This is a genomic window from Psychrilyobacter sp., assembly GCF_037132775.1.
In the GTDB taxonomy this organism is placed as follows: domain Bacteria; phylum Fusobacteriota; class Fusobacteriia; order Fusobacteriales; family Fusobacteriaceae; genus Psychrilyobacter.
On the sequence record NZ_JBAHZY010000043.1, the window covers coordinates 1 to 14,037 of the forward strand.

A 14,037-nucleotide genomic window follows, 5' to 3' on the forward strand; every position below is an offset into this window, starting at 1 on the left:
CTTAGCTGAAGTAGCTAGAGTCTGTAGCGATGATTTTTCTCTATACTCTGGTAATGACGACATCATAGTTCCAGTTCTTTCATTAGGAGGAGTAGGTGTTATATCTGTATTAGCAAATGTTATGCCTCTAGAAACTCATAACCTAGTTATGTCTTACCTAGAAGGAGATGTTATTAAATCTAAGGATCTTCAACTTTCTATGAATGGCTTAGTTAGTTCTTTATTTTTAGAAACAAACCCCATACCTGTAAAGGCTGCAATGAATCTTATGGATTTTAAAGTTGGAGGAGTAAGACAACCTCTATGGGAAATAAGTTCTAAACCTCTCGAAGTTTTAAAAGTAGAGATGAAAAAATTAAATTTAATCTAAAGGAGGTAATACTTTGAATATAGTTATATACGGATGGGGACAGATGGGTAAACTTCTTTGTGATACCATCGATAAAAGTAAAAATTTAAATTTAGTCGGGATAATTGATTCTTTTTATTTAGGAAAAGACTCTAGAATTGTTGAAAGTTTGGAAAATCTTTCTGTTATTCCTGATGTTATGATAGATTTTTCCCATTATAGCAACTCAGAAAAAATTATTCCATGGATCATAGCTAATAATGTTCCTACACTGATTGCTACTACAGGACATAGTGAAGAGACATTAGAAAAAATAAATAAAGCATCACAAGTAGTTCCAATACTTAAAGCAACCAATACTTCCCTTGGAATAAATCTAATTACGGAATTATTAGGAACTCTTGTTTCATCTTTAGAAGACTGGGATATCGAGTTAATTGAAAAACATCACAACAAAAAAATAGATGCCCCAAGTGGTACAGCTCAATCACTGCTAAAAAAAATAAATGATACCTTAAGTTCTAAAAGAGAGTTAGCCTATGGAAGGGAAGGAATCGCTCCAAGAAAAAAGGAAGAGATCGGAGTGCATGTAGTTCGTGGTGGAACTATTGTAGGAGAACACTCAGTAATTTTTGCTGGTGAGGATGAAATAATAGAGATAAAACATGAAGCTCACTCTAAGATGATTTTTGTTAATGGAGCTCTAAAAGGAGCAACATGGCTTTTTAATCAAAAACCAGGATTCTACACAATGAAGGACATTTTCAACTAAAAAATAAAAAGCAACGTCAAGTTGCACTAAAACACTATAAAAAATATATTTTAAAAGGAGAACAACTATGACTAAGTTAAATAACGCTCATGAAATAATTCAATACATTAAAAATTCTACAAAATCTACCCCTGTAAAAGCCTATATAAATGGTGACTTACAAGGAATAGATTTCCTAAACTGTAAAGCTTTTGGAAGTGAAAATAGTAAAACAATCTTTGGAGAATGGAAAGAAGTTAATGAAATTTTAACTACTAACGCTGATTTAATTACTGATTCTCATGTTGAAAGTGATAGAAGAAACTCAGCTATTCCAATGTTAGATACTAAAAATATCCATGCTAGAATCGAACCAGGAGCATTTATTAGAGATATGGTTGAGATTGGAGATAATGCTGTTATCATGATGGGAGCTGTTATAAACATTGGTTCTAAGATAGGAACTGGTACTATGATAGATCTAAATGTAGTTATGGGAGGTAGAGCAACTGTAGGTGACAATTGTCATATTGGTGCAGGTGCTGTCTTAGCTGGTGTAATCGAACCGCCTAGTGCTGATCCTGTTGTTATAGAAGACGATGTTGTTGTTGGTGCCAATGCAGTAATATTAGAAGGAGTAAGAGTAGGAAAAGGAGCTGTAGTAGCTGCTGGAGCTATCGTTACAAAGAACGTTCCTGCTGGTGTAGTAGTAGCTGGAAACCCAGCTAGAATAATCAAAGATAAAGATGAAAAAACTGCTAGTAAAACTGAAATTATGGAAGATCTTAGAGTTATAAACTAATATCAAAAATTAATTGGAGGTCAATATGAATATAAATCCTAAAGTAATAAATCAAGAGATCTCCCTTATTAGACAAATATCAATAAAGAGTAAGCAGTATAAAGATGTAATCGACCTTACTATTGGGGAACCAGATCTCCCTATTCCCTGTGAAATAGTAGATCAAACTACACTTTATATGAAAAATAATCGAATGGGATACCCTATGTTAGGAGGGACCCCCGAAATAAGGGAAGAAATAGTAAAATTTTATAATACTAAATATGATTCATCTTACAAAATAGATGAGGTTCTAGTCACAGCAGGTGCTTCAGAAGCTATTTCTACTACTATGAGAACGATCTTAAATGAAGGGGATGAAGTCTTGATCCCCCTTCCATCTTATCCAGGATACCTTCCTAATATAGATTTTAATGGAGGTAAATCAATCTTTATTGATACCATTTCGGATAAATTACAGCTCACAGTAGAGAATCTAAAAAAACATATTACTCCTAAAACTAAGGCTCTTATTTTAAATTATCCCAATAATCCATCGGGAATAATATTATCTAAAAAAAACTTAGATGAAATCATGGATTTTTTAAGGGATAAAGATATCTATATTATTTCTGATGAAATATATAGTGAGATTACTTTTGATGATGACTTTATTTCTGTAGGGAAATATGACTTTCTTAAAGAAAAAATTATCTTAATCAATGGGTTTTCAAAATCTCATTCTATGACTGGATGGCGTTTAGGTTATATTTTAACATCTAAAAAACTGAGAGACCAACTGATAAAGGTTCATCAATATACTCTCACATCACCTTCAATAGTCTCACAATATGGTGGATATGTTGCACTTTCTAAATGTTCGGATATCTCTTCATATACAAAGAAATATAAAAAAAGATGTGAATATGTATACAATAGATTAAACTCTATGGGTATAGTTACTCTCAAGCCTAAGGGAACATTTTATATCTTTGGCTCTTTAAATAATTTTAATATAGATTCATCTTTGGACTTTGCTCTAGATCTACTTGAAAATAAACATATAGCCATAGTTCCTGGAATTGTTTTTGGAGTGGAGGGATACTTTAGAATATCTTGTACCAAATCTGTAGAAATTTTAAAATTAGCTATGGATAAGATAGAAAATTATATCGAAAAATATAAATCCTAGTAAACAAAAAAACAAGAAAATCAATAATAAAGGAGAATATGATATGATTAAATTTGAAAAATACCATGGTTTAGGAAATGATTTTATAATCTTTAACTATAAAGATTTAATGGCAAAGAATATAAAAGAAGAGAATTTCTCTAATCTAGCTATAAAAATATGTGACAGACACACTGGAATTGGTGCTGATGGGATAATGGTTTTAGTTGAAAAAGAAGATTGTTGTCAAATGATCTTTATTAATTCTGATGGAAGTATCGCATCTATGTGTGGGAATGGTATCAGATGTTTTTCTAACTATATCTATAATAATAAAAATTTAGATGGAACTACTTACAAGGTAGATACCTTAGCTGGATTACTCAGTCTAGATGTATATCCAGATGAAAGATTTAATGTAAAAGTCAATATGGGAAAACCATTTTTAAATCCTAAATCTATACCTATGATTACTCCTAAAGAAAAGTTTATCAATGAAAAAATTACCGTTAATGGCGAAACTTATAATGTATCAGCTATTCTTATGGGTGTTCCCCATGCTGTAATTTTTGTAGATGATTTAAAGAAAATCGACCTAGTAGAAGTTGGAAGATCTATTGAAAACAATCCACTTTTCCCTGAAAAAACCAATGTAAACTTCGTACAAATTTTAGATGAAAATGAAGTCATTGTAGATACTTGGGAAAGAGGAGCAGGACATACCCTAGCTTGTGGAACAGGATCTTGTGCTAGTGTAGTTATAGGAGAACTCCTCGGATACCTAAATTCTAAAGTCATTGTTCACCTAACTTTAGGTGATCTAATTATAGAAGTAAAAGATGAGGTTTATATGACTGGTCCCAGTGAATTAATAGCAAAAGGGGAATATAAATATAGTTAAAAATTAAAATCCCTATACTCAAACAAGGTTTTATTCGAGATAATTAGAGATATTAGCGATTTCAAAATTGAATACGATTCATGGTCTTCATAAAAAGACCTCCTATAAATTAATATAGGAGGTCAAGGGGACTATAATAATGTAGCTGCCAATTCTGCCAATTCTGATCTTTCACCTTTTTTCAATATAATATGTCCTGATATATTCACATCTCTAAACCTTTCTGCTAAATAAGTGAGACCGTTACTCTCTGTATCGAGATACGGATTATCAATTTGATATGGGTCGCCTGTAAATACTATCTTTGTATTTTCTCCTGCTCTGGTAACTATGGTTTTTATCTCATGGGGCGTTAAATTTTGTGCCTCATCTATAATTAAAAATCCTGCTGGGATACTCCTACCTCTTATATAGGACAGTGCTTCTATTTTTAATAATCCCAAAGCTTCTAATCCTGCTATTACCTTTTCTCCTGATTTTTCCTCTTTGTTAGCGGATAAAAAATCTATATTATCAAAAATAGGTTGCATCCAAGGTTTTAGTTTTTCTTTTTCACTCCCTGGAAGGTATCCTAAGTCTTTTCCCATGGAAACTATAGGTCTGGCTATAAATAATTTCTTATATTTACTCCTCTCAACAACTAATTCCAATCCTGAAGCTACTGCTAGCAAAGTTTTCCCCGTCCCAGCTTTCCCGACTAAGGTTACTACCTTTATATCCTCATCCATTAAAAGATCCAATGCAAAATTTTGTTCTTCGTTTCTGCCTCGAACTCCCCAAACACTTACATCTCCATAAGTCATTCTCTCTATCCGTTTTGTTTTTTTATTATATCTACCAAAAAGAATTATTTCTTTATTTTTCATGCTCACGAAACAGTTAGCCGAGGGTTCTTCCGACATAATTTCTACATATTTAATTCTTCCAGATTTCTTATACTTTTTAATAAATTCTTCCTCTACTTCTATTTCCATATTTCCAGTATACAGTTCTTCTAGATCCATCTTATCACTCTTATAATCCTCTACGTTTATTCCCATGGCGTCTGATTTTATCCTCATGTTAACGTCTTTTGAGACCAATATCACTTTTTTATCCTTCTCTTTATTCTTGATATATAGTGCTATTGCTAGAATTCGATTATCTACAATATCTCTCCTTAAAGAAGTTGGGAGCTCTGTAGTATCACCCTTAATTTCCACCCTGAAAAATATCCCTTTTTCCATCTCTACTCCATTGGCCAAAGACCCCTTAGAACGGAGCTCATCTATAAATCTGGCTGCTATTCTAGCTGATGCGCCTCTATTTCCACTTTCTTTTTTTAATTTATCTATCTCCTCAATCACATAGATTGGTAAAACTACATCATTGTCTTCAAATTTTGTTATAGCTTTAGGATCATGAATAAGTACGTTCGTGTCTAGTATATATATTTTTCTCATAGAAATCCCTCCTAATTATGATATTGTAAATATACTCTTAGTTTGTTGAGTGCTCGAATTTGTAACTGCCTTATCCTTTCTCTAGTCAAATTCATTTTTTTCCCCAATATATCCAAGGTTAAAATTTCATTGTCCAATAAACCAAACCTATATATTATTATCTTTTTTTCTTTGGTTCCTAGGATATCCAAAGTTTTTAATAGTTTTTCTTTATCATTTTCAAGGATTAAATTTTCCTCTATATAACCATTTTTATCTGCAATCATACTATGGAGGTCTCCGGTTTCTCCATAGGAATCATCCAAAGAATTAAAGGTTACATCATTTAATTTTAGATATCTTTTAATATCTTTTACCTTTAATTCTGTTTTTAATGCAATCTCCTCCAAGCTGGGTTCACAGCTGTATTTTGATTTATATTTTGCCATAAATTTCTTTATCTTAGCCAAATTATCATATATATATACCGGATATCTGATAACACCCTTATTTGAGGATATATATCTCAAAATACTTTGTTTTATCCAAAAAGTAGCATAGGTAGAAAATTTTTTCCCCATGGTATAATCAAATTTTTCAACAGCTTTCATGAGTCCTATATTTCCCTCTTGAATCAAATCTTGAATGGGGACTCCTAATTTAGTGTATCTTTTAGCTATACTCACAACTAATCTCAAATTAGCTGTTATCAATCGATCTTGTGCATCTATATCCCCCTCTAAGATATGTTTAGATATTTCAACTTCCTCTTCTCTAGTCAGGAGGGGGTAGTGACCTATTTCTTTTAAATAATTTGAAATATTCATTTTTACCTCCTTTTTACGTATTTTATTTGTATCAACCATATACTATTTGTTATTGAAACTTCCTTTTTTAGTTATAGAATTTTATTATAATTTATGATAAAATTTAATATACAAAAATAAATATAAAAACATAAGTATTTAATATGTTTTTCGCTCTATAATCCAGTTTTAATATGAGGAGTAAAAATGAGGGTAATTGGAATAGATCCAGGAACAGCAATTGTCGGTTTTGGAATTATAGATTATATTGGAAGTAAATATAGGGTAGTGGATTATGGTTGTATCTATACCTCCAAAGATCTTCCCATGGAAAAAAGGATTTTTGCCATCTACAACGAATTAGATGATATCTTAAAAAAATATTCTCCTACCCACATGACTGTTGAGGATCTTTTTTATTTTAAAAATGCTAAAACTGTTATCTCCGTTGCGCAGGCTAGAGGGGTAATAGTTCTCTGTGGAGAACAAAATAATATTCCCCAGGTATCATTTACCCCTTTACAGATAAAGATGGGAATAACAGGATATGGCCGTGCTGAAAAAAAACAGGTTCAGTTAATGGTTCAAAGGATTTTAGGACTTTCCAAAATTCCCCAACCAGATGATGCAGCCGACGCTTTAGCTATTGCCATAATTCATATTAATTCCTTGAATAGCGGGTACATTACAGCTTCTAAACCTAATCTTTCTAAGATAACTAGTATTAAAAATGGTAAAATAAGTGCAGCAGATTATCGAAATTTATTAAACAAAAAGGATTGATTTTTATGTTTAAAAACTTGGACAATTCATCTATGGTTTCTTATTTAAATTCCTTAGAAACTATAGCTTCTAAAATTCACGAGGAGAAAAACACTGAAAAAGTTGTATTTTTTATTCTCTTAAATTTAATTGAAAAGTTAGATCTTGGCTACTCAGAAGGATATTTTTTTAAGTACAATAAATGGGATAGAAATCTGAAACATCTAAATTCATATTTTGATCTGAAAAAATTAAAGAAGGATGAGGTAGAATTCATCTCCACTAACCTTGAAAAGGAGATCAATTTTTACGGGACTCCTATGGAAAAAATGTTGAAAAATATGGAAATCCAAACAAATATAACTGGGCTAGATTCTCTTGAAAATTATGGGCCACTCAATAGATTTCAAAACTTTACTATCATCCCTATAAATTACGAAAATACATACTATGGATGCTTTATCTTAGATAGACAAAATAAGACTCCTTACAGACTCAATGTACAGGAGATGCATATTTTAGAATTATTTAAATACAATTTTTCACTCTATATGCACTCTCGAGAATTAGAAGATTTTGAGGCAGAGGATATCAGATTAAAAACCGTGGGTTCTTTTGCAAATTCTATCATCCACGAACTAAGGACTCCTATTTCATCTATTGTTGGTTTCGCATCTTTAGCTAAGAAGAAGTTACACGATCCTAAAAAAATCGAACTTTATTTAGATTATATTCTCAAAGAATCCGATAAGATTATTAAACTTTGTGAAAATATCGGTGAGTATTCTAGCGAAGATAAAAATGTTAAAAATAAATCGACTACTTTTTACCTCTCCTCTCTTATTAGGGAAGTTATTCAAAAGTTAAATCTGCATTTGAAGAAATCTAAGATCAAAACCTATATGATTATAGAAAATGATATTGAAATTACATTTAACAGAGATAAGGTTATCACAGCTTTTTACCATATATTTAAAAATTCCATTGAAAACTGTGACTACAATAAGAATGAGCGTTTTATTACTATTATCCTTTCAGCAAACAATAAAAACAAGATCAGTATAAAAGATAATGGAATTGGCATACAAAAACATAGGATAGAAGAGGTTACCATTCCTTTCTATTCCTCTAAAATTTATGGAACCGGCTTAGGTCTAACTATAGCCAAAGAGGTCTTTACCAAATTAGGTTTTAAGTTTTCCATAAAATCAGAGTATTCAAAATGGACAAAAATAATACTAAAAGAGGAGTAAATTTATGAATATAGTTTTAATGGAACCTGAAATACCATACAACACAGGAAATATAGGTAGGAGTTGTGTCCTCACAAATACATCATTACACCTTATCAAACCCCTTGGATTTTCTCTAGATGAAAAACAAATTAAGAGAGCTGGATTAGATTACTGGCAACATATTGACCTGCACGAATGGGATAGTTTAGACGAATTGATAGCTGCTTACCCTGAATCTAAATTTTATTTTGCTACAACTAAGACTACTCAAAAATATTCAGATGTTAAATATAAAGAAAATGACTTTATTGTATTCGGCCCTGAATCTAGAGGGGTTCCCATCGAAATTCTAGAAAAAAACAAGGAAACTTGTATCACTATTCCTATGATTAAGATGGGAAGATCGCTGAATCTTTCAAATTCAGCAGCTATTGTTTTGTATGAATCTTTAAGGCAGACTGATTTTAACTTCGGAGAGTAATATGAAACGAATCTATATTTATATATTAATTTTTCTTATATTTATAGGTATAATAGGAGTTGTTTCATTCTTCCCTTTAAATCATTATGGAGAAATAGAAAAAATATCTAAAAAATACAAGATAGACAGAGAGGTTATTTATTCAGTCATCAAGATCGAAAGCAACTTCAGAGAGCGTATCGTTTCTCATAAGGGAGCTATCGGTCTTATGCAGATCATGCCTTCCACAGGAGAGTGGATGGCAAAATCTAATAACCTTCCATATTCTAAAAAAATGTTATTAGATCCTGTATATAATATTAAAATCGGTACCATTTATCTTCACTATCTTATGAACAAATATGACAGTGACATTGAAAAAGTCTTGATAGCCTACAATGCAGGTCCTTCCAGATTAAAGGATGGGTCATGGAAAAAATTTAAAGAAACCAAAAACTACCTTATAAAATATAAGATAGCTAATTTTTTTTATAGGATAAGATTATATTTCAAATAAAATAAAAACCTCCCGACTGTAATAGTCAAATAGTTAGGAGGTTTTTATTTTTATATTTTAAGGAAAGAAGGCAATGAAAAATTATTATTTTCATTTGCTTATACCTATCAGACGTCACTTAGGTGAAACAAGTTTAAATTTATTTAATTTTTAGTTTTAATTTAAAAAAATAGTTATCCCATACCCGAATGGTACTCTTGAAAATAATCAGAGAGACATAATATAATTTGGAACTAAAAAAAACTCTCAAGGATTTCTTGAGAGTTTTTTTTAGTTTTCTTCAGCAAATAAGTCTTTTCCTACGCTACACGGAGGACAAACCCAATCTTCAGGTAGATCTTCAAATTTAGTTCCAGCTTCAATTCCGTTATCTACATCTCCAACTTCTGGATCATAAACATATCCACATACTTCACAAACATATTTTTTCATATTTTTTACCGCCTTTATATTAGTTTTAGTTTTAAATCTAAATTAATTATTTCCCTTCAAAATGTCTTTCTAATAAACCTTTGAATGCTTTTCCATGTCTAGCTTCATCTTTAGCCATCTCATGTACTGTATCGTGGATTGCATCAAATCCTAATTTTTTTGCTCTCTTAGCTAATTCAAATTTACCAGATGTAGCTCCATATTCTGCTGCTACTCTTAATCTTAGGTTTTCTTCAGATGAATTAGTTACTACTTCTCCTAATAATTCAGCGAATTTAGCTGCATGTTCCGCTTCTTCAAATGCAATTCTTTTATAGGCTTCTGCAACTTCAGGATATCCTTCTCTGTCTGCTACTCTTGACATTGCTAAGTACATCCCAACTTCTGTACATTCTCCTGCAAAGTTAGCTTTTAACCCTTCAATGATCTCTGCATCTCCACAAGCTAATCCTTCTCCTAATTTATGCTCAGTTGCCCACTCTTCAGTAGCACTTTCATCATAAGCTACAAATTTATCTTTACCTGCTTTACATACTGGACAGACCTCAACACTTGCGTCTAATATTTCTCCACATACTGTGCATCTCATTTTAGCCATTCTACTTCACTCCCTATGTTTAATTTTTTATTATAAAATTGTATTGATTACAAATTTATAATAACAGTTTCAAAGTTGAAAGTCAAGTTTTTTTTATACATAATAATCCTTAAAAATATAGAGACCATAAATTTATTAAATACAGTTGATTTTATTGATGTAAAATCAAAAAAATTAACCCTCGTAAGAAGTATTATTTTATTTATTGAATATTTAGTCGGCAATATCATCAAATTTGGCACCAGTTAGATCTGCGATGTTTAAATCTACAGTACTTAGATCTGCACCGGTTAAATTAGTATTCCTTAAATCAAGATCCTTTAAATTAGCATAGCTTAAATCTATATTTTTTAAGTCCGCATTCCTTAAATCACCACTTAAATCATTAGATTGGAAATACATAAAAACCTCCTTTTAAAATTTTATTGATTATATCAAAATAAAAAAATATTTTTTTATTTCATTTTTATTTTTTCAAGGTCAACACTATATTAAATATGAAATTATTATTTTAAATATTTTTCACTTTATTCTATCACATATTCCCATATAAAAGTATAGGTTAATACCTAAAAAGAAACCATAAAATTCTAATTGATATTTTTATTTTAAATATTTAATTCTCTAATTTCACTTCCAAATATTTTAGGTTTTAATCGTGTTAGACATAGCGTAAAGTTGATTATAGTCTTAAAAAATTAATACTTTTAAATTGAAACAGTAGGATTAATTTAAAATCGTCGTATATCTTTTGTATAAATTTATAAAAAAGGAGCCAATAATATGAAGAAATTTGTCGACGTCAGTAAAAGTGTTAAATGGGTTGGAATAATCGATCAAGATATTACTAAATTTCATGGTGAAGAATTAGATATTCCCCACGGAACTTCTTATAATTCATACCTAATAAGAGATGAAAAAATAGTTTTAGTTGACACTGTAATTGCAAATTTTAGTACCGAATGGATCGAACAATTAAAAGAAGAGATTGATTTAAATACTATTGATTATATTGTTATGAATCATAACGAACCCGACCACAGTGGGTCTTTAAGTGCATTGATGAAAGAAATTCCTAATACGCCTATCTATTGTACTGATAAGGGTGTAGAAATTATAAAGGCTTATCATAGGATCGATGCTGAATTTAGAGTTGTAAAGACCGGTGACGTTTTGGATTTAGGGAAGAAAAAATTAACATTTGTTGAGATGAAAATGTTACATTGGCCAGATTCCATGGTGTCTTATCTAAGTGAAGAAAATATTCTTTTTAGTAATGATGCTTTTGGTCAACACTATGGAGCTAATGGATTATTCAATGATGAATGTGATCAGAATATCTTAAACTATGAAGCATTAAAGTATTATGCTTGTATACTTACACCATTCAGCCCCCTAATTAAAAGAAAAATTGATGAAATATTAAGCTTGAATCTAACAATTGATCAAATTTGTACTGCACATGGTGTAATTTGGAGAAAAAATCCACTTCAAATTATTGAAAAATATATGAAATGGTGTGATAACTATAAAGAGGATCAAATACTAATAACCTATGATACTATGTGGGAAAGTACTAAAAAAATGGCAGAGTCTATATCTGATGGGATCAGAAGTATCTCTCCTTCTACAAGTATTTTATTGATTAATAGTACCAAACATAGCGAAAGTGAGATCCTGACAGAAATATTTAAATCCAAAGGGATTTTATTCGGATCTCCCACTCTCAACAATAGAATACTGCCATCAATGGCTGCTCTATTAGAAGCAGTCAAAGGTTTGAACTTTAAAGATAAAAGTGTCGCAGCCTTTGGAAGTTATGGATGGAATGCAAAAAATTTAGATGTTATAAATGAAAGTTTAAAGTTTACTTCTTTGAAATTAGCCAATGAAGGAATAAAAGTTAACTGGAATTTAAACAGTGCAAGTAAGGAACTCTGCTATAAATTTGGACAGGAATTTGCATCGAGTCTAGGAGATTAAAAAAAGGAAAACCATCAGTCTTAGATATTTTTTAAAAAATCCTTTGAAAAAAAATTTTCTATATTTCCTTGACAAACTAATTTTTATGCAGTATTCTTTATCAAATAACAAATTTCAAAGGAGAAAAAGCCATGACTAAAAGATTTATATCCTCACAAAATTCTAAATGCCATAAAAAAAGATCATATAGCTTTTTGAATTTTTGATGTAAATCCATATCTGCAACGACACTTTAATTTTATTAATTTTAAAGCCGTAGATTGAATATATCTACGGCTTTTTTTATATACCAAAAGGAGGATTTATAATGAATGAATTAAAAATGAACGACAAAAAACTTTGGGAAGTCATCCAAAAAGAGGAAGAACGCCAGGAATATGGTTTGGAGCTCATAGCTTCTGAAAATTTTGTATCAAAAGCTGTAATGGAAGCCGCAGGAAGTGTAATGACAAACAAATATGCTGAAGGGTATTCTGGAAAAAGATATTATGGAGGTTGTCAATTTGTTGATGTAGCAGAGGATCTTGCTATTGAAAGAGCTGGAGAGCTATTTGGGGTGAAATATGTAAATGTACAACCCCACTCAGGTTCTCAGGCAAATATGGCAGTATATAGAGCATTGATAAATTCTGGAGATACCATCTTAGGAATGAAATTAGATCATGGAGGGCACTTGACCCATGGTAAAAATGTCAATTTTTCAGGGCAGGATTACAAAGTTTATTCTTATGGAGTAGATAGTGAAACCGAGGTAATAGACTATAAAAAAGTGGAAGAAATGGCTCTAGAGGTAAAACCACGTATAATTATAGCTGGAGCCAGTGCATATTCTCGTACCATAGATTTTAAGAGATTCAGGGAAATTGCAGACATGGTAGGAGCTTACCTTATGGTAGATATGGCACATATTGCAGGTCTTGTGGCTGCTGGAGAACATCCATCTCCTATTCCTCATGCCCATGTTGTTACCACTACTACCCATAAAACTTTGAGAGGTCCTAGAGGGGGAATGATTCTCACCAATGATGAAGAGTTAATAAAAAAGATCAACAAAGTTATCTTTCCTGGAATTCAAGGAGGTCCTCTTATGCACATAATTGCTGCAAAGGCGACGGCTTTCAACGAGGCCTTGGGTCTAGAATTCAAAGGATATCAGAAACAGGTAATAATAAATGCTCATACTCTGTCTGAGGAACTAAAAAAAGGAGGTCTAAGAATTGTAAGTGGAGGAACCGATAACCACATGATATTGGTTGACCTTACTAATAAAAAACTTACTGGAAAAGAAGCTGAGAAGATCCTTGAAGAAGCAAACATCACGGTAAATAAAAATGGTATTCCCTACGATACTAAAAGCCCCTTTGTAACTAGTGGTATTAGGATAGGAACTCCCGCCCTTACAACTAGAGGGATGAAAGAAGAGGAGATGAAAGAAGTCGCTGTATTAATTCTAAGATCTTTAAATAGCGGTGGTTCATCTGAAATATTAGGAGCCATAAAAAATGATGTTGCAAACCTCTGCAAAAAGTTTCCCCTTTATAGAGATTAATAGAAAACAGAATATATAAATCTAATTTGTCACTAATTTTTTATAATTGCTAAAAAAATAAAAAATCTCAAAAAGGCTTCCAATTTTGGAAGCCTTTTTTATTAAATGATGGATAAAAACTTAGGATTTTTTACCCCTTCAAATTCTAATTTTCCCAAGATTTTTTTAACAATGTAGGACATATAATGGTCGTATAAATTCATACAAAGAGTGTTTAACCTTAAGCAAAAAAATAGAGTATAATTTAAGAAAACAATATGGGGGATTTTGATTATGAATACACGAAAAACTTACTCTTCTAAGTTTAAATTTAAGATCGTT

The 14,037-nt window shown here is 31.2% G+C and carries 16 protein-coding genes; 11 read left to right on the top strand and 5 right to left on the bottom strand.

Annotation, left to right across the window (positions count from 1 at the left end; translation table 11 throughout):
• The 5 genes from V5784_RS02705 to dapF form a co-directional block, all read left to right on the top strand.
• On the top strand, positions 1-370 hold a 370-nt coding region (locus V5784_RS02705), incomplete at its 5' end, for a dihydrodipicolinate synthase family protein (protein WP_336887510.1).
• Between the two features lie 13 nt (positions 371-383).
• On the top strand, positions 384-1,121 hold the full coding sequence (gene dapB / locus V5784_RS02710; protein WP_336887511.1) for a 4-hydroxy-tetrahydrodipicolinate reductase: 738 nt from the start codon (positions 384-386) through the stop codon (positions 1,119-1,121).
• A 67-nt stretch (positions 1,122-1,188) separates the two neighbouring features.
• Positions 1,189-1,902 carry a 2,3,4,5-tetrahydropyridine-2,6-dicarboxylate N-acetyltransferase gene (gene dapD / locus V5784_RS02715; protein WP_336887512.1) on the top strand — a complete coding sequence of 238 codons (714 nt, stop codon included), beginning with the start codon at positions 1,189-1,191 and terminating at the stop codon, positions 1,900-1,902.
• A 25-nt stretch (positions 1,903-1,927) separates the two neighbouring features.
• On the top strand, positions 1,928-3,073 hold the full coding sequence (locus V5784_RS02720; protein ID WP_336887513.1) for an aminotransferase class I/II-fold pyridoxal phosphate-dependent enzyme: 1,146 nt from the start codon (positions 1,928-1,930) through the stop codon (positions 3,071-3,073).
• 43 nt (positions 3,074-3,116) lie between these two features.
• Positions 3,117-3,953 carry a diaminopimelate epimerase gene (gene dapF / locus V5784_RS02725; protein ID WP_336887514.1) on the top strand — a complete coding sequence of 279 codons (837 nt, stop codon included), beginning with the start codon at positions 3,117-3,119 and terminating at the stop codon, positions 3,951-3,953.
• A 131-nt stretch (positions 3,954-4,084) separates the two neighbouring features.
• Here dapF and V5784_RS02730 read toward each other — a convergent pair whose 3' ends face one another.
• Together V5784_RS02730 and V5784_RS02735 are read right to left on the bottom strand one after the other, a co-directional pair.
• Entirely contained in the window at positions 4,085-5,395 is a 1,311-nt protein-coding gene (locus tag V5784_RS02730; RefSeq protein WP_336887515.1) for a PhoH family protein, read from the bottom strand.
• A gap of 11 nt (positions 5,396-5,406) precedes the next feature.
• Positions 5,407-6,201: an RNA polymerase sigma factor RpoD/SigA gene (locus tag V5784_RS02735; protein WP_336887516.1), complete on the bottom strand. Its 795-nt coding sequence runs from the start codon at positions 6,199-6,201 to the stop codon at positions 5,407-5,409.
• A 186-nt stretch (positions 6,202-6,387) separates the two neighbouring features.
• Between V5784_RS02735 and ruvC the strand changes: the two genes are divergently transcribed.
• The 4 genes from ruvC to V5784_RS02755 are packed head-to-tail and all read left to right on the top strand — an operon-like array spanning position 6,388 to position 9,154.
• Positions 6,388-6,963, top strand: a complete 576-nt coding sequence (gene ruvC / locus V5784_RS02740; RefSeq protein ID WP_336887517.1) for a crossover junction endodeoxyribonuclease RuvC — start codon at positions 6,388-6,390, stop codon at positions 6,961-6,963.
• Between the two features lie 5 nt (positions 6,964-6,968).
• The gene (locus V5784_RS02745; RefSeq protein ID WP_336887518.1) at positions 6,969-8,195 is read left to right on the top strand and encodes a HAMP domain-containing sensor histidine kinase; all 1,227 of its coding nucleotides are present in this window, start codon (positions 6,969-6,971) and stop codon (positions 8,193-8,195) included.
• A 4-nt stretch (positions 8,196-8,199) separates the two neighbouring features.
• A complete protein-coding gene (trmL, locus tag V5784_RS02750; RefSeq protein WP_336887519.1) occupies positions 8,200-8,658 on the top strand; it encodes a tRNA (uridine(34)/cytosine(34)/5-carboxymethylaminomethyluridine(34)-2'-O)-methyltransferase TrmL in 459 nt (152 codons plus the stop codon).
• Position 8,659: 1 nt separating this feature from the next.
• The gene (locus tag V5784_RS02755; protein ID WP_336887520.1) at positions 8,660-9,154 is read left to right on the top strand and encodes a lytic transglycosylase domain-containing protein; all 495 of its coding nucleotides are present in this window, start codon (positions 8,660-8,662) and stop codon (positions 9,152-9,154) included.
• 270 nt (positions 9,155-9,424) lie between these two features.
• On the opposite strand, the gene V5784_RS02760 is transcribed toward V5784_RS02755, so the two are convergent.
• From V5784_RS02760 to V5784_RS02770, 3 genes are all read right to left on the bottom strand, one after another.
• On the bottom strand, positions 9,425-9,586 hold the full coding sequence (locus V5784_RS02760) for a rubredoxin (protein ID WP_336887521.1): 162 nt from the start codon (positions 9,584-9,586) through the stop codon (positions 9,425-9,427).
• A gap of 46 nt (positions 9,587-9,632) precedes the next feature.
• Entirely contained in the window at positions 9,633-10,184 is a 552-nt protein-coding gene (locus tag V5784_RS02765) for a ferritin family protein (protein ID WP_336887522.1), read from the bottom strand.
• A gap of 213 nt (positions 10,185-10,397) precedes the next feature.
• Entirely contained in the window at positions 10,398-10,586 is a 189-nt protein-coding gene (locus V5784_RS02770) for a pentapeptide repeat-containing protein (RefSeq protein WP_336887523.1), read from the bottom strand.
• A gap of 381 nt (positions 10,587-10,967) precedes the next feature.
• On the opposite strand from V5784_RS02770, the gene V5784_RS02775 reads away from it, so the two are divergent.
• Both V5784_RS02775 and glyA read left to right on the top strand, forming a co-directional pair.
• Entirely contained in the window at positions 10,968-12,167 is a 1,200-nt protein-coding gene (locus V5784_RS02775; RefSeq protein WP_336887524.1) for an MBL fold metallo-hydrolase, read from the top strand.
• A gap of 307 nt (positions 12,168-12,474) precedes the next feature.
• Positions 12,475-13,716: a serine hydroxymethyltransferase gene (gene glyA, locus V5784_RS02780; RefSeq protein WP_336887525.1), complete on the top strand. Its 1,242-nt coding sequence runs from the start codon at positions 12,475-12,477 to the stop codon at positions 13,714-13,716.
• Positions 13,717-14,037: the final 321 nt, after the last annotated feature.

Coding starts and splice junctions, on each gene's coding strand:
- dapD (WP_336887512.1), top strand. CDS start 1,189: ATGACTAAGTTAAATAACGCTCATGAAATAATTCAATACATTAAAAAT.
- V5784_RS02720 (WP_336887513.1), top strand. CDS start 1,928: ATGAATATAAATCCTAAAGTAATAAATCAAGAGATCTCCCTTATTAGA.
- dapF (WP_336887514.1), top strand. CDS start 3,117: ATGATTAAATTTGAAAAATACCATGGTTTAGGAAATGATTTTATAATC.
- V5784_RS02730 (WP_336887515.1), bottom strand. CDS start 5,395: ATGAGAAAAATATATATACTAGACACGAACGTACTTATTCATGATCCT.
- V5784_RS02735 (WP_336887516.1), bottom strand. CDS start 6,201: ATGAATATTTCAAATTATTTAAAAGAAATAGGTCACTACCCCCTCCTG.
- ruvC (WP_336887517.1), top strand. CDS start 6,388: ATGAGGGTAATTGGAATAGATCCAGGAACAGCAATTGTCGGTTTTGGA.
- V5784_RS02745 (WP_336887518.1), top strand. CDS start 6,969: ATGTTTAAAAACTTGGACAATTCATCTATGGTTTCTTATTTAAATTCC.
- trmL (WP_336887519.1), top strand. CDS start 8,200: ATGAATATAGTTTTAATGGAACCTGAAATACCATACAACACAGGAAAT.
- V5784_RS02755 (WP_336887520.1), top strand. CDS start 8,660: ATGAAACGAATCTATATTTATATATTAATTTTTCTTATATTTATAGGT.
- V5784_RS02760 (WP_336887521.1), bottom strand. CDS start 9,586: ATGAAAAAATATGTTTGTGAAGTATGTGGATATGTTTATGATCCAGAA.
- V5784_RS02765 (WP_336887522.1), bottom strand. CDS start 10,184: ATGGCTAAAATGAGATGCACAGTATGTGGAGAAATATTAGACGCAAGT.
- V5784_RS02770 (WP_336887523.1), bottom strand. CDS start 10,586: ATGTATTTCCAATCTAATGATTTAAGTGGTGATTTAAGGAATGCGGAC.
- V5784_RS02775 (WP_336887524.1), top strand. CDS start 10,968: ATGAAGAAATTTGTCGACGTCAGTAAAAGTGTTAAATGGGTTGGAATA.
- glyA (WP_336887525.1), top strand. CDS start 12,475: ATGAATGAATTAAAAATGAACGACAAAAAACTTTGGGAAGTCATCCAA.